This window comes from Streptomyces sp. NPDC051211 (assembly GCF_040689505.1).
GTDB lineage: Bacteria > Actinomycetota > Actinomycetes > Streptomycetales > Streptomycetaceae > Streptomyces.
In genome coordinates, this window is the sequence record NZ_JBFBAV010000065.1 from 1 (window position 1) to 16418 (window position 16418).

Consider the following 16418-nt stretch of genomic DNA (forward strand, 5'->3'; position numbering starts at 1 on the left):
ACACCTACTCGCTACCTGGACCGGCACCTGCCCCACCTGCCGACAACCCACCCCAAGACAGCCCCACGACACCACCTAACAAAGCACTACTAGGCGACGTCGGCGCTATTGGGCTGCGTAGTCGGGGTTGGCGAAGTCGGTGTCGAGTTTGGACCCGTCGCTCCGTCAGGCCAGTATCTCCGTCGGTCGTTTCTGACGACGGCGCGGACGTGCTGATCGCCGAGGCCATCGAAGCCCCGACTGTGGGTGCCGGCTGCACGATCACCGCGGGTGTGGCACTCGTACTACGACGACGCCCGAGTGCGGGGTCCGGCCGCCCGAGTGGACATCGACCACATGGTCACGCTCACCGAGGTCCACGACTCCGGCCGGCGGCTGTGGGCGGACCACCGAGCGGCGCCGCAAGTACGCCAACGACATCAGCAGCGACATCACTCTCGTCGGCGGAGAGCTGCCCGCTCCAAACCGGCAGAAGAGCGACCGGGACCCGGCACCCCGCGGCGAGTACGCCGACATCGCCGACGCCAGCGATCCATTCCCGGGTGAGGTGGCCTTCGCGCCGGATGGGCATCCGTGCGAATGAGCGGACGTGGACGGCGAAAGCCTTCAGCTCAGGGCAGTGGCCGAGGGCGATCTTTATCCGAAGCCGGTCCTTCTTGCTGTGCTGGGCCCGTAGCCTGACGAGGAGGAAGTGGTCGTAACGCGCTGACCGGCCGGCCGGTCCTCCAGCTCTTCGTAGGGCGTGTCGGCTAGGGTCGTGACCCGCCACCGCTGGTCCGTGATCCCCAGGCAGTCCCACAGGACCACATCCGCGCCGGAGCGCTGGGAGGATCCCGCGACGCTCGTGCACTTGCCGTCCGGGCTGCGGATCTCGTAGTACTGCACGGCGGCGTGGGCTGGGCCCGCACCCAAGGCACCCAGGGCACCCAGGACCAGGGACTGCGCGGCGAGTATCCCGAAGGCGGCAGCCACGCGGGCCGCGGGACGCCGGGGCGTGCCGGTCATGGGTCCTCCTTCAGCCATACGGCGGACACCTGTAATTCGACGCTGAGCCGTGTGTCGGAAGTGGGCCTTTCCCGTCAGCTCAGCTGAGGTGTCGTCGGACGAAAGGCGCCGTTCCCAAGACAAATGCAGTGAAGGCGACCAGTCGTTGGAGGCCGGGCTGAGCGGCGAGGTTGCTGTGCTGGATGCCATAGATCGCGTACCAGTTGGCGGCGAGGTCGGTCGTCATGATGACGCAAACGAGCTCCGTCCCTCGACGTTTGCCGCTGATCAGAAGCGCAGCTGCGAGCAAGTCGAGGAGCGCCAGCGAGGACCAGTAGAAGTTGAGCCACCTCGGAGCCAGTCGTAAGCCTGTAGGCCGTGGTGAAGAAGGTCGATGACATGGGCGACGGCGCCAACGAGGAGCAGGCCGGCTGCAGTAGCGCACACCACTTTCACCACCCAGTGTGGGGTGCGGTGCATCCAAGCGATCACGTCACGGATGGTCCCAGCCGCTGGCGCGTCCCGTCAGCCAGTTGACGGAAGATGATCTCCCCTTCGTGAAACGTGGAGATCTGACCGATGCGCAGTGGGCCCGGCTGGAGCCGTTGTTGCCAACGGGCAAGAAGCCGGGACGGCCTCCGATATGGACCCGGCGGCAGCTGATCAACGGCATACGGTGGCGGACACGGACCGGGGCGCCGTGGCGGGATGTGCCGGAGCGGTACGGTCCCTGGGGCCGCGTGTACGACCTGCTCCGTCGCCGGCAGCGGGACGGCACCTGGAAACGCTTCCTCGCCGAACTGCAGGCCCGGGCCGACGAGGAGCATCTGATCACGTGGGACATCAATGTCGACTCCACGGTGTGCCGGGCCCACCAGCGCGCCGCCGGAGCCGTACGCCTCCTGCAAGAACCGCGCCTACCTGCGCAGACGCGGGATCCGCTGCACGATCCCGGACAAGGCCGACCACGCCCGCAACCGCAAGAAGCTCGGTGCCCGCGGTGGCCGCCCGCCGAAGTTCGACAAGGCCGGCCGACTATCGTGAGCGCCCAGCGGTGGAGCGTGGCATCAACCGCCTCAAGAGACACCGGGCGGTGGCCACCCGCTACGAGAAACTCGCCGTCTGCTACGAAGCCACCGTCCTCGTCGCGGCCATCAACGAATGGCGGTGACCGGCACGGAAATCAGATCGCCCCACCGCGGTGTGACCGGGAAAATCGCCCCATGACCACAGACTTCACCGTGCGCCCCGCCCGACCCGCCGATGCGGGCCGCCTGGCCGAACTCCGATGGACGTTCAAGCAAGAGGACCACGAAGGGCGACCACCGACCCCCGCTCGGCCCCTGGAAGAGGCAGAGCACTGGATCCACGACCGGCTCAGGGATGGCTACTGGTTGGCCTGGGTCGCGGAGACCGAAGGCGAAATCTGCGGTCACGTCTTCCTCTGTCTGGTGGAGCGGATGCCGGAGCCCTACGAGGACAACAACCCGGTCGGCTATGTCACGAACTACTTCGTCCTGCCGTCACAGCGGAACAAAGGAGCTGGCTCCGCGCTCCTTGAGGCGCTGAAGCAGCATTCACGCAGCGCAGGCCTCGAGGGCTTGATCGTCTGGCCGTCAGAGCGCAGCACCCCGCTCTATCGGCGCCTCGGTTTCCAGCCCCCAGACGAACTGCTGGAACTTCCACTCGACACCTGACGAGATCCACTTCCGCTACACGGCTTAGGGCGTGTCTCCTTGATCTGCTCGTCGGTTGATCGGATGTGTCCGTACGGTTAGTGATCACTGATGCGATGTGGAACCAGATCGAGCCGCTGATGCCTGCCGATCCGGTCCGCGGCCGACGGTGGGCCGACCACCGCCGCACCCTGGAGGCCATCGCGTGGAAGTACCGCACCTGCTCACCCCGGCGGGATCTGCCAGACGAGCTGGGCCCGTTCCAGACCGCTCACAAACGGCTGATCAGATGGGCTATGGACGGAACCTGGGAACGGATCCTCGCGGCCGTCCTGGCAGCGGCCGACGACGCTGACGACCTCGGCTGGACCGTGTCGGTGGACTCCACCGGCCGCGCCCACCAGCATGCCGCCGGGGCCAGGAAAAAGGGGCGCGGGAAAGGGATGAACCCGACGACCATGCGCTCGGACGCTCCCGCGGCGGCCCGAGCACGAAAATCCACCTTGCCAGCGACAGCCGTGCACGCCCCTTGGTCCTGCACGTCACCGCAGGCCAGGCAGGCGGCGCACCAGCGTTCGAGGCAGTCATGGCAGGGATCCGCGTCCCACGGAGCGGGCCGGGAAGACCGAGAACCCGGCCGGATACAGTCCTGGCGGATCGCGCGTATTCATCCCGCGCGATCCGGAGCCATCTGCGCCGACGCGGAATCCACGCATTCATCCCTCAGCCCTCAGACCAGATCGTTCACCGTCTGAGGCGAGGCCGCGCCGGCGGTCGCCCACCGGCGTTCGATGCCGAGGTGTACAAGGAGCGCAGCGCGGTCGAGCCATGCATCAACCGGCTCAAACAGTGGTGCGGCCTGGCCTTGCGAACAGACAAGCTCGCCATCGTTTACCAGGCCGCACTCCACCTCGCTGCCATCCTCATGTGGACCCGACATTGAGCGGCGAGGAACCTACCCGGAGACGCTCGGCAGCCAGCCGGTGGCGCTCGCCACGTCGCGCGCTATGTCGGCGACGGCACGTCCGTCGGTCGCCACTCGCATCGTGTCCAGGGGCATCTGCTCATCCAGAATCCGCGCTTTGCGGGCACTGCCCTCCAACTCATGCTCCAGCTCCGACCCCAGTTCCCGACCAGTCAGCCGCTCACGAGCGGTGGCATCGGACGCGGTGAGCACCACCCGGATGATCCTGACATTCGCACCCATGGCGCGCCGGAACATGCCCTCGTTCTCAGCCAGAACGCTCACCGTGTGCGTGTAGATCAAACGGCGATACCCGAGCTCGGAATAGTTCGACCAGAGCGCCGTCAGGTTGCGCTCGGCGATCTTCCTTCGGCGCGGGTCCCCCTCCGGAGCGGGATGGGCCTGCCCCATGAAGTCACCTTCGATCACACAGTGAGCAACCATCTCGGCACGCAGATGTGCTGAGACCTCCCATCCCACCGTCGTCTTGCCGACGCCCGCGCGCCCTCCGATGAGCAGTACCTCAGCTTGATTCATAACCGCAGCCTGCCACCGAGCGGTTGACCCGCGAGAACCAACTGTGCCGCCGGTCAGGTAGACAGGCTCTAGCTGCCCTTTGGGGGCCACCCGGCCTTGGACTGGTCCATCCGGGTGACCCCGGGCTTGGCCTCCGCGTCCGCCCGCTCCCATCAGCCCAGGTCAGGGCCTGCTGGGAGCCGAGCCCGCAGCGTTCTCGGCCACAGCGCAGCCGCAATCGACTGCTCGGTTCGAAAGCCCGGTTGAGAGGTCTGGGGGCCTCCACCTGTGGCGATCTTTCCCTCAGGGCAGATCACGAAGGAGTCGCGGCGCTGGCATGGAGGGATCTCCACTGTTTCGCCGAAAGTCCTCTGAGCACCTGTCACGCTCCCCGCGCCGTTCGCCGGGGTCGTCGCCTGGGCGTTCTGGCCGCAGCTCGTGTTCTGGGTGCTGGTGTGGCCAGCATGGCGACGACGGTCGTCCGACGGACGCAGAGCAACTAAACGTGCGGTTTTTCCCCGTACGGCGCGCCAGCCGGTCAACCCAGCGTCTTCCACTGGAGGTGTTCATGCCTCGTCGGTCACCAGGCGGGATCGGCGCTGGGCCATGTTTGGAAAGCTGTCCTTCTTGATGATCTTCGCGTGGGGCGGGGAGATCTGAGGGGATCCCGCGAGCCGTGATGCGTCCTGCGGCGTCGGCGGTCGTACTGTCGAACCCGTTACCGAGGAGGCCTCCTGATGCGCAGCGTGACCTATTCGATGAACGTCTCGCTCGACGGCTACATCGTCGGGCCGGACGGCAAATTCGACTGGACGGCGCCCGAGGAGGAGGTCTTTCGCTTCTGGATCGACGAGATTCGACAGGTCGACGTCCACCTGTTGGGACGACGGCTGTACGAGACGATGTTGTACTGGGAGACCGCCGACCAGGATCCATCGCTCGACGACTCCATGCTGGAGTGGGCCGCGCTCTGGAAGCCGCTGCCAAAGGTGGTGTTCTCCACCACGCTGTCGGCATTGCAGGGCAATGCGCGCCTGGCCTCCGGCGGCTTGGCGGAGGAGATCGAGCGGTTGCGAGCCGAGCCGGGGGAGGGCGACATCGCGATCGGCGGCGCGACCCTCGCCGCCGAGGCGGCGACATTGGGTCTGATCGACGAGTACCGGGCCATGGTCTACCCGGTGCTGGTTGGCGGTGGCATCTCGTTCTTTCCCCAACGCGAGCGCCGGGTGGATCTCGAACTCGTCGAGACCCGCACCTTCAGCTCAAGAGTCGTCTACCTCCGCTACCGCGTGGCGCGCCAGGCCTTGCTTTAGAAGTTGCTGATGTGCTGGGTGGCTGTCCGGGAAAGTCGACGGCGGCCAGGCGGATCGTGAGGTCGCGGGCAATCCGGCCCGTGCTGGTCTCGGTGGGTGACGTCGTGTTTGCGGCGGATGGTGTCGCGGCGGACGACTTCGTATCCGCCTTCGTCCAGGGGCGCGACGGAGGTGAACCAGGCCGGGTCGCCTCCGTCGGGCTGGATGACGACGAAGGTGTTGTCCGAGTCGTCGGGGTCGTCGATCAGCATGAACAGCGCGCCCTCGGACGGATCGTCGATGTGGTCGCCGTTCTCGCTGCCGGCATGTCCTGAGGCGGTGGGACTCGGCAACGGGGGAGTTGATGGTTGCCCGGAGCCAGGCAATGGGTGGCGATGCCGGTTCGCCTGCTGCGGCCTTGAGTGCGGTGCGTGTGCTCCATTCCGGCCAGGCCGTGAAGGCGGAGCCGCGTACCTCTGGTGCGGCGCAGAATCCGCTGTCGTCGGCGCTACTCCAGCCGGTCCAGGCCGCAGTGGATGCAGCGGTCGAAATCGACCTGGACATCTCGGTCGAATACGCCATTGTGCGGGCTCGCAGCACGCTGCCGGCTCCCGTCTCAAAGGGGGCGAAGCCCCAGAACACCAGGGCGAAACCGCCTGGCAGAGCCTGCACGCCCGCCTGGTGGAGGTGGTGCGAGAGAGGTGAGGGTCGGGGGTGCTCGCGCGGCGGACGGCCACCCGGCTTCGACGAAGAGCGGTACAAGCGACGCGACACCAACGAACCACCCCCTCTGGCCCCTGCCAGGACTTTGGCGGCCATCGGGCGCCGACGCGGGTCCGCGAAGGCCGCGAGGAGCAGGAGGAGGACCGACGGGAAGAAGACGAACACCCCGCGAAGGCGGAGGGCCGGGCGTGGCGGAACAGCGGTATGGCCAGCACCGCGGTGGTCGCGACCACGAGGGGGAGTACGAAGAAGCCATCCCCGGAGGCGACGATCGGCCCGATACCTTGAACGCGTTCAAGCCATCCCACCCGGTGGCAGACCCAGACGTTGGGCTCGACGGCCGACCGGGCCGCCCTCCACCAGTTCCGCAGCATCCGCCCCTGACCCTCACCTCAGCACGCGCCGCCCTGCCGCCGCAACACGCGCCGCCCTGCCGCCGCAACACGCGCTGCACCCCACGCCCGAACCCAATCAGCCGCCCGCCCGCCGCACTACGGGGCGGGCTCGGCTGGCCCACTACTCCAAGCATGGAAAGCCCCTGACCGGCGCAACACCCGCCGGTCAGGCCGCGGGGCCGAGGTCTCCCTCGAGGAGTGTTTGTACGATCTGGGGCCGGTCCCTGAGGGCCAGGATCTCGTTGGCGATGGCCACGACGGGCAGGTGGTCCTGGTCCCGCACCTTGATGGCTGCGGCTTTCAGGGTGCGTGGGACGGCTCCGGCGTCCAGGAGGACGCGCCATTCCTGCGCGCCGAGTTCCAGGAACTCCAGTCCGGTGAGGCCGGCGACCTCCAGCGGGTCGGCCAGTGTGCCGGGCGAGGCGGTGAGCGTGCGCAGGCGGGGCAGTCCCGCGACAGGCGCGAGGCTGAACGGTGTGCCGTTCCAGGCGCCGATGGACAGGACTTCCAGGGCGGGATGGGCGGCGGCCTGGACGGTCTCAAGGCGTCCGGTGCCGACCCTGGCCACGGCCGGAAGCTCATCTCCGCGGCGGTCACGGCGTTCCTCCCGTACCCGGCCCAGAACGAAATCGGTGAGGGAATCGGCCACGAGCTCGGCACCGAGGCTCTGCTCGTGATCGACCAGGATGACCTGCCCGAAGTGCCCGGCCGGGCCGGGAGTCAGGTCGACCGCGAACTCGTCGCCACCGTTGCTCCCGAAGCCGATCCAACCCGGTGAGCCGGCCAGGCCCTGCACCGCGACGTCGGGCGCGGTGCTGATCGCACGCGTCGCGCCGAGGCCCCAGCCGGGGTGACGGACTGCCGCGTCGACGGCGTACAGGTGGTCCAAGCCGGAGAGCTCGCAGCCAACCGCCTCGCCGGCGCGGTCCGCCGCTTCGAAGTTGTCGCCCCGGTCCACCCGTGTCACCCGGTAGAGCACCTTGAGCTCATCGGACAGGGTGACACCGAGGCGCGCTTCGGCGGCGGCGATCTCCTCCTCCGTCGCGCCGATGGCGTCGGGCAACCGTTCGCGCAGCGTCCGCTCCAGCAACTCCAGATCCGCCGATGGTGCCGGCACTGCCCCGGGCACCGGATCGGGACGGCGGAGCCAGGGTTCGGGAAGGGAGCCATCGGCCAGGATGAGCACCCCCAGGTCCGGGTAGCCGACAGCGGGTTCGACGACCGGACTCGGCCAGACCAGGCCGAGCGTGGTCCTTCCGTCCGGTTGGGCCTCCGCCCTGAAAGCGATCTCCTGGACTCTGCCGCGCGCGAGCGCCCTCTGTATTTCCTTCACCGCGATCCGTGCTGTCGACGACATGGATCCCCGATGGGCAAGGCTCCAGCCGTACTGGCTGATACGTCCTGCCACACGAGCCGACCGGGCAGCACGCCGGTCCGTGTCGTCGTCCAGCATGAGCCGCAGCACGGGCTCCCAGGTCGCGAAATCGCATACCGATGACAAGGGGGGTCTCTGATCAACCATGCACAGACCGTACGCGCAGCCAAACCAGCTTGGAGTGGCCGAGTGCGACCAGGACCGCAAGTGGCGTCGGCCGACCAGCGCCGGTGCCGATCGGCCTGACGACCGGACGAGAAGACACTCACAAGATCCGCCGGACAGACCCCGGGCTCCGGCGGACCCTGCGGAATCCAACCCGCCGTCCCTCGCGCCCCAGGGTCGATAGGTCCGCGGCCCGCCTTTACATGTGCGGCTGGCGGTAGTACCGGGCGAACTGCTCAAGGTAGCTGGGTTCGCCGGCCTGCTTGGCCTCGTCGTACTCGGGGGCGTCCTTGATCTGGTCCTTGGTCCGGTTGACGTAGACCTTCTGCTCGGCGGTGTCGATGCGGTCGATGGTTCCGGCCGGCAGCAGCACATGCTTGCCGAAGATCCATACTCCGGTGTCCACGACGAGGTAGGAGGCGCCGACGTCCTCGGAATGTTTGTCGATCTTGCCGATGCTGCCGTCGGTGGCTTCGACCTTGTAGCCGACGATGTCGATCCCCCGCTGGTATCCCGCATTCGGGTGGTAGCCCCAGATGTCGAACTCGCTCACAGCAACCCCTTTCCGGTTTGTCAATGATCGCGGCTAATCTTCCAGATTGCACCCGAACGCAAACTCAAGCGGGGGAGTGAGGCCAACGCCTGCACACAAAGTGGCCAGCCGAACCGAGGGGGTTCCGCCCCCGCTTCCGGGATGGCATACGGGCTTGGTTCAGCAGCCCATCGCCCAGGTGTGGGAGTCACCGTTGTCGTTCGCGGCTCCGTTGTGTCCGACCTCCTGGCCGGGGGTCAGGCAGATGGTCATGTGGCCGCCCTGGTGCGCCCGGGAGTACACCTGGACGTGGTCCTTGACACCCGGACCCGAAATTCCGTGATTGGCCCACGAGGAGTCCTCGTCGGCGATCCAGCTCTCCCATCAGCCGTCATCGCCCGACCAGTTGGCGCGCTGACCATCGAGACGAAATGGCCGACACGCTGCCGAATGGCGTAGTCGTCACGGAAGAGCGGTCACAACCCCAACAGGGCTCGGACCGCTCTTCCGTGAACGCCTGCGCCGTCCTGGGGTGTCAACTGCGGGCGCTCGGGCGAACCCCCGTCGGCAACTCTGTGTAGCTGAATGAGTGCAGTGTGTAGGATCTGTTGAGCTCGCACCCGCCCCCGAAGGAGATGCATGCGCAAGTGGAGGATGTCGGCCGCGGCCGCGTCGATGGCGGTTCTTGGTCTCCTCGCCGGGACGTCCCCCGCCGCTGCAGGGCCGGATCCATCAGCCCCGCCCACCGTCCCCGCGGTGGCCCCCGACGACCCGGGGGGCGGCGTGGAAGCCGGGAAGGCCGGCTCGGACTCAGACGCATCTGCCGTGATCCGGTGTCAGGGGCAGGTGCAGCGTCCGCACAACTCCACTCACGTGCCCGGCACGGTGAACGTCGTCGTCACCGTCTCGTGCACGGCGCCGGTTCCGGAGATCACCACACGAGCCGCCCTGTACAAGAACGGACAGCTCGTCAACCAGTCGACACTACGTAGCCAGAGGAACACCCGTACGGCACAGAACAACGCGGCGGTCCGGTGCAGCCCCGGCAACTACCGCGGCTGGATGTACTTCAAGGTCGTCTTCCCGCCCGGCTACAACCCGCCCACTGCCTCCGCCAACGGCTTCGGCCAGGAAGTGGCCCTCTCCTGCTGATCAGCTGCCACCGGAGGGCAGCCCCGCATTGCACGGGGTGCCGCCGGGAAGGGAGTTCCCGGCGTGCACCCCACACCGATCGGGATCCTGGCGCGGAGAGCGGCAGACCTCGATGCGTCGACTGATCCGAACACCTCCACCGATGCGGGCCTGCGCCATTTCACCTCGGTCATGTCGTTGTGGACCGAGCCGGAAACGGCCGCCCGGACCGGCGGCCGAACAGTCGTCGAGCCCTCCGCCGCGGATGAAGTGGCCGACGGCTGCGAGCTGTTGCGTCGTCTCGCACGCGACGAGCCGAGCCTCGTCCGAGGCCCCCTGGACCGCACGCGCCAGCACTGGATCGGCACCGGCCCCCACGAGCTGATGCCATCAAGGCAGGCCACCCTGAACCGCGAATGGTTCACCACGTCCCGGGGGGTTCCGATTCCGCCCAGCACGAAGCCGTTCCACGTGGGTCTTTACACCTCCACGGCACAACGCAACGGCCCGGGGATGTGGCGGATGTACCTGGACCAAGGCTCGAATCTCCATCCACGGCCCTGGCACACCTGGGAACTCCAAGTCACTGACCCCGCAGCCGCAGTCCTGGAGATCACCGGAGCCGGCGAATGGGCAGCCTTCGTCGAGCGATACCCACTCGTGCACGACGGTGCCGTCTTCCCCGACTGGGGCAAGGTCGCCCATGACTACGCCGGAGTGCACGTCACCCTCCGCGCGATCCTTGCGACCCAGGGCTTCAGTTTCGCCGTCAAGGACGGACTGACTGCCCCTCCCTACTGGGACATCGAATCCGCGCTGTGGCTCCGATGGTGCTTCTCCTCCATCCGCCTCGTGGAAATGACGCCACCCGACGCCACCTGACGATCCGCCACCACTACCTGGCACTCAGCCGGGCACGTTGATGCCCTGCCGACCATGTGGGGAGCCTCGATGGGCGGCATCATCAGCCTGCATCTGCTCGCCGGTCACCCTGGGCGGCTGACCTCGCTCGTCGCGGGCGGCGCCCACGCCGGCCCGGTCGTCGTCGATCCGGCCGAGGTCGAGGAGGAAGCCGCCGCGTTCCGCACCCAGGGCACCGCACCGTTCATCGAGGCGCTGGAGCGTCAGGGATCGCTTCCGGCTTGGATGCTGCACGTGGCGGCAGTTGCCGTCGGCGTCGTTCGGGCGCGGAGCGCCCGCGTGACCCGCTTCCCCCTCTCGGCTCGATCTCAGAACTCACCCTCGATCCCTGTGACGGCCGGAGGCCCCAGGGGCGCGTCCTTCTCCGAGAACCCCAGCTCCTGGAGGGCGCCGCCTGCCAGGCGGACGGCCTCGTCCTCGGCCGTTGCCCTGTCCGATGCCTCGATTTCGAGCCGGACGGAGAAGGTGCCGTCCTCGTGGACCGTCAGCAGCTCCACGTCTTCGGTCTCGCTCAAGTCGGTGTGGTGTGAAGCCAGGCTCCTCGCCAGCTCGGAGCGAGCTGCATCGTCGACATCCCTCAGGAACGTGCCCGGCACGGTGATGACGTAGGTGGTCACTGCTGCCTCCCATCGGCTGGCAAAGGCTGAGTCTCGTTGTGGGATGCCCCGGTGTGGCATTTCAAACCCCTCAATCCCGACAGATCAGGCGGTCGGGTCTCCTCCCGCAGCCCCGCCGCGGCATGGCCGGGCTGCGGGATCAGGTCAGTGCGGCGACCGTTCATCGCCCGTGTCGGCCTCCTCCGGGCGTGCCGGCGAAGGCCGTACCTGAGTCCACTCGGAGAACCACCAGGCGCCGGTGACCACGCCCGCCCACACCAGTCCTCGGAGCAGAGCCGACCGCCACGGGGTGTGTTCGACCATTCGTTCCACACCTGTCATCACCACCCAGCCGATCACCAGGACGACGGTTGTACGCACCCTTCGATGGTTGAACATATGACCCACCTACCCCAGCCGTGTGCATTGAACAGACGGCCTCGGCTCCCGGGCCGAGGAAGAGCCGAGCCGGGAAGCACTCTCCCCCACCCCTGCATAGACCGGCCGATACCGGCCAGGAGGGTGGGGGAAGGATTCGGGCGAAATGGATGGAGGAATGACGATGAACTGGCGCCACGAGGCTGCCTGTCGGTGGGAAGATCCCGATCTGTTCTTCCCGGTGGGATCCAGCGGCCCGGCCCTGCTCCAAGTCGAGGAAGCCAAGGCGGTGTGCCGCCGTTGCCCGGTCATGGAGCACTGCCTTCAGTGGGCCCTCGAAGCAGGCCAAGACCTCGGTGTGTGCGGCGGCATGAGCGAGGAGGAACGACGGGCCGCCAAGCGGCGGGCCGCCCGTGCCCGCGCACGATCGGCAGGCTGAACCGTCCGGCCGGCCCCGTCTGGGTCTTGCACAACCTCCTATGGTCACCCCGGCCGCTTTCAAACAGGATGCCCGCTCACGCATTCATGTGCGGCTGGCTGCACCACGGCGGCTTTGCGGCGCCGAGCATGATGGGGAAGCGAGACGGGTGTGAGTTCGGGAATCATGGGCATGCGGTGTTTCGGAGGTTGATAACAATGGTTCCCCTGCTTCTTGTTCTTCTGTTGGCTCTCATTCTCTTCGGCGCGGGTTTCGCCGTAAAGGTGCTGTGGTGGATCGCAGTCATCGTGTTGGTGGTATGGCTGGTCGGCTTCATCGCCCGCCCGAAGGCCAGTAGTGGCCGCTGGTACCGGTGGTAGCGGCATCGGAAGGCCGCGACGAAGTAGCGGTGCAGCCGGGTTTGGAAAACCCACTTCCGGAAAAGCGGCGGCTGCCCCGGCCCCTACTGCGTGAGCTTCCATTTCGTGGGCATCGGGCATGAGTGAACGCAGGCTGAGCATCCAGCCGCCGCGTACAACGCACGAAAAGAGTCAGGCGGCCTCGGCCGCTTCCTCTTTGAGATCTGAGGAGTTGTTTTCGCGTGACTGAGCATGTGTGGAGTTACCAGCCGACCGCGGGATGCCTGGCCGGTACCGATCTGACCGGCTACAAGGTCGAGGCGATGGACGGCGCCATCGGCAAGGTCGACAAGCACTCCGACGAGGTCGGTGACGCCTACCTGGTCGTGGACACGGGTGTCTGGATCTTCGGCAAGGAGGTCCTGCTGCCGGCGAGCACCGTGACCCGGATCGACCCGGACGAGCGGAAGGTCTTCGTCGAACGGACGAAGGACCAGATCAAGAACGCCCCGGAGTTCCATCGCGACAAGCACCTCGGTGACGCGGGCTACCGCGAGGAACTGGGCACTTACTACGGCACCGGCGCTCCCTTCGGCGGGCGTCCCGCGTAACACCCCATGTGGTGTGTGTGCGGGACCGAACTGCGTGGCAAGGCCGACCGGGATTTGACCCGGTCGGCCTTGCCACGGGGCCCGCGGTGCGGCAGCAGATTCGGCCCGCCCTCAGCGGGAGCCGGTGAGGGAGGCGGCGACCGCCTTGGCGCGGTTGGCCGTACTCGCTGCGGCTGCTTCGGCGGGGCGGCGGACGGCCTTGACCGGGTGCCGGTGGTCGAGTGCGTGCCGGGAGCGGTAGGCGAGTGAGGGTTTGCCGTGCGTGTCCGCGGCGGCGATGAGAAGTCCTCCCAGTGCGGAAAGGTCGGTCAGGAAGTGAGCGCGCTGCCGTGCGCGTTCCTCGGGTTCCTCCACCGTCCAGAAGGCGTGTACGGCGAGGGAGGTCGGCACCAGCGCGGCAGCGAGCGTGAGCGCGGCCAGGCGCGGGGCACGCCCCGTCGCGAGCAGCAGACCCGCCGCGGCCTGGATCGAGCTGGTGACGCGTACCAGTTGGCGCGGATCCCCAGCGAGGGCCGGGACGCGCTTCCCGACCACCCGGACGACGGGTTGGGCGACTTCCGCGACGGCCTCGGGGCGGCGCAGTGTGCGCAGTCCGCCGGTGATGAACGGTGCGGCGAGGAGGGGACGGGCGAGCTTTCGTATGACGGCCATGTCCCGCTGTTGCCCCAACCCGGCCTGTCCATCCGGTCCGGTGCCGGCCGACTGCCGCCGGTCTGCACGCACGTTTCGGCGAGGGGCTCGGGCCGTGCGTTCCCCGTTCACCCGTGTGGCAGTCCGCACGAGCGAACGGGAGCGCCCCGCGAGGTGCCTCCCGGGCCGCTCCGGGGCCGGTTGCGGAGATCGGGGCCGGCACCGCCGTCGAATGATCAGGCCATGGCTGCGTCACCTGATCGGCCCACCAGGTCCTAGAGTGTGCCCGTGACCGAGCAAGACTCCGAACTCATCGCCGGCCGGTACCAGCTGGTCGAACGCATCGGCCAGGGAGGCATGGGCCGGGTCTGGCGGGGCGTCGACCAGCAGCTCTTCGGACGCGAGGTCGCCATCAAGGAGATCCTCTTCCCGGCGGGGCTGGACGACGACGACCGCGCGACGCTGCTCAGACGCTTCACCGGCGAGGCCCGCGCAGCGGTCACTCTCAGCCATCCCGGGATCATCACCATCCACGACGTCGTGGAGCACCGCGGCGCCCCCGTCATCGTCATGGAGTTCATCCGGGGGCGGTCCCTCGCCGCGGCCATCCGCCAGCAGGGCCGGCTGCCGGTGCAGCGGGTGGCGGAGATGGGGGTCGCCATGCTCGACGCGCTCACCGAAGCGCATGACGCGCGGATCGTCCACCGCGACATCAAGCCGGACAACGTGCTCCTGACCAAGGACCGCGTCGTCCTCACCGACTTCGGCATCGCCCATCTGGCGGATGCCACGACCAAGCTCAGCCACAGCGGGACCGTCATCGGCACCCCGCAGTACATGCCGCCGGAGCAGTTGGAGGGCAAGCGCCCGACTCCCGCCAACGACCTGTGGGCGCTCGGCGCCACCCTCTACCACGCCGTCGAGGGGCACCCGCCGTTCGAGGCCGACGGGCTCCACGCCCTTGCCGTAGCCGTCTTCACCCGGCCCCACCGGCCGCCTGCTCACGCCGGCCCGCTGGCGCCGGTGCTGGACGCGCTCCTCACCAAGGACCCGGTGCAACGCGTCGGCTCCGCCGAGGCCGCCGAGCTGCTGGCGTCGGCACTGCGGTCCTCCCGGTCCTCCGAGTCCTCTCGGTCCTCCCGGTCCAGGGCGGACACGACCGCGGAGGCCGTCCTGCGCGAGCCCGAGCCGGCACCCGTCCCGGAGGCGGCGACGGAGCACGCCCCGACCCCGACGGAGCGGGAAGCGGAACTGCCGTCCCCGTCACCCCTGCCGACGCCGACGGCCACGCCCACGGCCACGGAATCGGCGTACACGCCCGACACCCCCCGCCGGCCCGTACCCGAGCGGCCGACCACCACCCCGCCCGTGGCCGTGCCCTCGGCCGAGGATCCGGTCTCGCTCGGCGGGACGGACCCTCAGGGGCGGGAGGAGGGGGTGTCCGCCCGGTGGGGCGCCCGCACGCGGCGCTCTGCCGTTCTGGGAGTGGCCATGGCCACGCTCGCAGTCGGCTCTGTTCTGACCTGGAAGTTGACGCGTGACAACCCGCCCGGCGGCGGGGCGTCCGGCGGCGGCTCCGCGGCTTCCCCCGTCACCGTGGTCATCGGGGTGGACGCACCGCTCAGCGGCGACCTGTCGGCCCTGGGGGTCGGCATCAAGAACTCCGCCGACCTGGCGGCCAGGACCTCCAACCGGACCCGGCACGTGCCCGGCGTGAACTTCGAGATCAAAGCCCTGGACGACGAGGCCACTCCCGCCAAGGGCCGGCCGAACGCCACCCGGTTCATCGCGGACGAGAAGGTGCTGGGCATCGTCGGGCCACTCAACTCCGCAGTCGCACAGACCATGGCGGAACCGCTCGGGCAGGCGAACCTGGTCAACGTGTCACCGGCCAACACCAACCCCGTGCTGACGCTGGGCCCCCACTGGGCCAAGGGCTCCAAGTCCCGCCCGTACAAGACCTACTTCCGCACCGTCGCCACGGACGTCGACCAAGGGCCGTTCGCCGCCCGGTACCTCCACGACGAGGCCGGGAAGAGGAAGCTCTACGTCATCGACGACAGCAGCGCCTACGGCACCGGCCTCACTTCCGGGTTCAGGGCCGAGTTCACGAAGCTCGGCGGGACCGTCGTGGGTACGGACCAAGTTGATCCCGCACAGAACGATTTCTCGTACCTCGCCTCCCAGGTCCGGGCCTCCGGCGCCGACGCCGTGTACTTCGGCGGCTACTACACCATCGCCGGGCCGCTCTCCGAGCAGCTCAAGCAGGCGGGCGTGACCATCCCCCTGATGGGCGGCGACGGCGTCTTCGACCAGCAGTACCTCACGACGAACACGAAGGCCGAGGGCGACCTCGCCACCGGCATCGGCGTTCCCGCCGAGGACCTCGCAAAGGGAGAGGACTTCCTCGCGCAGTACCAGAAGGCGGGGTACCCGGAGGCGGCCGGTTCCTACGGCCCCTACGCGTACGACGCGACCTGGGCCCTCATCGAGGCGGTGAAGGCCGTCGTGGAAGCCCACGGCGGAACCCTCCCCCCGGACGCCCGGGCGAAGATGCCGCACGCCGTGTCGGGGCTGGCGTTCGACGGCGTCACGGGCCGGGTGGCCTTCGACGAGTACGGCGACACGGTCAACCGCCGACTGACGGTGTACGCGGTGAAGGGCGGCAGCTGGACGACCGTGAAGAGCGGCCCCGGCACTCCCTGACCCGCCCCGGACGGACCGCAGCCGCCGGGTGTGCCGTCCAAGGCCC

General features: G+C 68.3%; 17 protein-coding genes and 3 pseudogenes. 10 read left to right on the top strand and 10 right to left on the bottom strand.

The window, feature by feature from the left end; translation table 11 throughout:
• Positions 1 to 636: 636 nt before the first annotated feature.
• Positions 637 to 1005, bottom strand: a complete 369-nt coding sequence (locus AB0447_RS34125) for an RICIN domain-containing protein (RefSeq protein ID WP_366480810.1) — start codon at positions 1003 to 1005, stop codon at positions 637 to 639.
• A gap of 536 nt (positions 1006 to 1541) precedes the next feature.
• Between AB0447_RS34125 and AB0447_RS34130 the strand changes: the two are divergent.
• The 3 genes and pseudogenes from AB0447_RS34130 to AB0447_RS34140 all read left to right on the top strand — a co-directional run bounded on the left by AB0447_RS34130 (position 1542) and on the right by AB0447_RS34140 (position 3603).
• A pseudogene (locus tag AB0447_RS34130) lies at positions 1542 to 2155 on the top strand (transposase).
• A 52-nt stretch (positions 2156 to 2207) separates the two neighbouring features.
• Entirely contained in the window at positions 2208 to 2681 is a 474-nt protein-coding gene (locus AB0447_RS34135) for a GNAT family N-acetyltransferase (protein WP_366480811.1), read from the top strand.
• A 65-nt stretch (positions 2682 to 2746) separates the two neighbouring features.
• A protein-coding gene (locus AB0447_RS34140; protein WP_366480812.1) for an IS5 family transposase occupies positions 2747 to 3603 on the top strand; the annotation gives its coding sequence in 2 pieces (ribosomal slippage) (positions 2747 to 3086 and positions 3086 to 3603; 858 coding nt in all).
• A 12-nt stretch (positions 3604 to 3615) separates the two neighbouring features.
• Here the strand turns inward: AB0447_RS34140 and AB0447_RS34145 are convergent.
• A complete protein-coding gene (locus AB0447_RS34145) occupies positions 3616 to 4161 on the bottom strand; it encodes an AAA family ATPase (RefSeq protein WP_366480813.1) in 546 nt (181 codons plus the stop codon).
• Positions 4162 to 4877: 716 nt separating this feature from the next.
• On the opposite strand from AB0447_RS34145, the gene AB0447_RS34150 reads away from it, so the two are divergent.
• Positions 4878 to 5453 (top strand): dihydrofolate reductase family protein, encoded by a 576-nt coding sequence (locus AB0447_RS34150; RefSeq protein WP_366480814.1) that lies wholly within the window; start codon positions 4878 to 4880, stop codon positions 5451 to 5453.
• On the opposite strand, the pseudogene AB0447_RS34155 reads toward AB0447_RS34150, so the two are convergent.
• The 4 genes and pseudogenes from AB0447_RS34155 to AB0447_RS34170 form a co-directional block, all read right to left on the bottom strand.
• Positions 5398 to 5785 (bottom strand): annotated as a pseudogene (locus AB0447_RS34155) (hypothetical protein). The gene AB0447_RS34150 and the pseudogene AB0447_RS34155 sit on opposite strands and share 56 nt — an antisense overlap.
• Before the next feature lie 931 nt (positions 5786 to 6716).
• Positions 6717 to 8051, bottom strand: coding sequence for an SMI1/KNR4 family protein (locus AB0447_RS34160; protein ID WP_366480843.1), 1335 nt, complete (start codon positions 8049 to 8051; stop codon positions 6717 to 6719).
• 238 nt (positions 8052 to 8289) lie between these two features.
• Positions 8290 to 8643, bottom strand: a complete 354-nt coding sequence (locus tag AB0447_RS34165) for a PRC-barrel domain-containing protein (RefSeq protein ID WP_366480815.1) — start codon at positions 8641 to 8643, stop codon at positions 8290 to 8292.
• A 159-nt stretch (positions 8644 to 8802) separates the two neighbouring features.
• A pseudogene (locus AB0447_RS34170) lies at positions 8803 to 9042 on the bottom strand (hypothetical protein); the annotation flags it as partial.
• 453 nt (positions 9043 to 9495) lie between these two features.
• On the opposite strand from AB0447_RS34170, the gene AB0447_RS34175 reads away from it, so the two are divergent.
• Together AB0447_RS34175 and AB0447_RS34180 are read left to right on the top strand one after the other, a co-directional pair.
• Positions 9496 to 9774, top strand: coding sequence for a hypothetical protein (locus AB0447_RS34175; protein WP_366480816.1), 279 nt, complete (start codon positions 9496 to 9498; stop codon positions 9772 to 9774).
• Positions 9775 to 9837: 63 nt separating this feature from the next.
• Positions 9838 to 10635, top strand: a complete 798-nt coding sequence (locus AB0447_RS34180) for a hypothetical protein (RefSeq protein WP_366480817.1) — start codon at positions 9838 to 9840, stop codon at positions 10633 to 10635.
• A gap of 24 nt (positions 10636 to 10659) precedes the next feature.
• On the opposite strand, the gene AB0447_RS34185 is transcribed toward AB0447_RS34180, so the two are convergent.
• The 3 genes from AB0447_RS34185 to AB0447_RS34195 form a co-directional block, all read right to left on the bottom strand.
• Positions 10660 to 10908, bottom strand: coding sequence for a hypothetical protein (locus tag AB0447_RS34185; protein ID WP_366480818.1), 249 nt, complete (start codon positions 10906 to 10908; stop codon positions 10660 to 10662).
• 74 nt (positions 10909 to 10982) lie between these two features.
• A complete protein-coding gene (locus AB0447_RS34190; protein ID WP_366480819.1) occupies positions 10983 to 11291 on the bottom strand; it encodes a hypothetical protein in 309 nt (102 codons plus the stop codon).
• A 144-nt stretch (positions 11292 to 11435) separates the two neighbouring features.
• Positions 11436 to 11651 carry a hypothetical protein gene (locus AB0447_RS34195; protein WP_366480820.1) on the bottom strand — a complete coding sequence of 72 codons (216 nt, stop codon included), beginning with the start codon at positions 11649 to 11651 and terminating at the stop codon, positions 11436 to 11438.
• A gap of 181 nt (positions 11652 to 11832) precedes the next feature.
• On the opposite strand from AB0447_RS34195, the gene AB0447_RS34200 reads away from it, so the two are divergent.
• The 3 genes from AB0447_RS34200 to AB0447_RS34210 all read left to right on the top strand — a co-directional run bounded on the left by AB0447_RS34200 (position 11833) and on the right by AB0447_RS34210 (position 13036).
• On the top strand, positions 11833 to 12087 hold the full coding sequence (locus tag AB0447_RS34200; protein ID WP_366480844.1) for a WhiB family transcriptional regulator: 255 nt from the start codon (positions 11833 to 11835) through the stop codon (positions 12085 to 12087).
• Positions 12088 to 12284: 197 nt separating this feature from the next.
• The gene (locus tag AB0447_RS34205) at positions 12285 to 12446 is read left to right on the top strand and encodes a hydrophobic protein (RefSeq protein WP_366480821.1); all 162 of its coding nucleotides are present in this window, start codon (positions 12285 to 12287) and stop codon (positions 12444 to 12446) included.
• A gap of 221 nt (positions 12447 to 12667) precedes the next feature.
• Complete coding sequence (locus AB0447_RS34210; protein ID WP_366480822.1) at positions 12668 to 13036, top strand: PRC-barrel domain-containing protein; 369 nt, start codon at positions 12668 to 12670, stop codon at positions 13034 to 13036.
• Positions 13037 to 13147: 111 nt separating this feature from the next.
• Here AB0447_RS34210 and AB0447_RS34215 read toward each other — a convergent pair whose 3' ends face one another.
• On the bottom strand, positions 13148 to 13687 hold the full coding sequence (locus tag AB0447_RS34215) for a DoxX family membrane protein (RefSeq protein ID WP_366480823.1): 540 nt from the start codon (positions 13685 to 13687) through the stop codon (positions 13148 to 13150).
• A 267-nt stretch (positions 13688 to 13954) separates the two neighbouring features.
• Between AB0447_RS34215 and AB0447_RS34220 the strand changes: the two genes are divergently transcribed.
• Entirely contained in the window at positions 13955 to 16372 is a 2418-nt protein-coding gene (locus tag AB0447_RS34220; protein WP_366480824.1) for a bifunctional serine/threonine-protein kinase/ABC transporter substrate-binding protein, read from the top strand.
• Positions 16373 to 16418 lie beyond the last annotated feature (46 nt).

Bases quoted from the DNA above. Each gene is read 5' to 3' on its own strand.
- AB0447_RS34125 (WP_366480810.1), bottom strand. From the start codon at position 1,005: ATGACCGGCACGCCCCGGCGTCCCGCGGCCCGCGTGGCTGCCGCCTTC.
- AB0447_RS34135 (WP_366480811.1), top strand. From the start codon at position 2,208: ATGACCACAGACTTCACCGTGCGCCCCGCCCGACCCGCCGATGCGGGC.
- AB0447_RS34145 (WP_366480813.1), bottom strand. From the start codon at position 4,161: ATGAATCAAGCTGAGGTACTGCTCATCGGAGGGCGCGCGGGCGTCGGC.
- AB0447_RS34150 (WP_366480814.1), top strand. From the start codon at position 4,878: ATGCGCAGCGTGACCTATTCGATGAACGTCTCGCTCGACGGCTACATC.
- AB0447_RS34200 (WP_366480844.1), top strand. From the start codon at position 11,833: ATGAACTGGCGCCACGAGGCTGCCTGTCGGTGGGAAGATCCCGATCTG.
- AB0447_RS34205 (WP_366480821.1), top strand. From the start codon at position 12,285: ATGGTTCCCCTGCTTCTTGTTCTTCTGTTGGCTCTCATTCTCTTCGGC.
- AB0447_RS34215 (WP_366480823.1), bottom strand. From the start codon at position 13,687: ATGGCCGTCATACGAAAGCTCGCCCGTCCCCTCCTCGCCGCACCGTTC.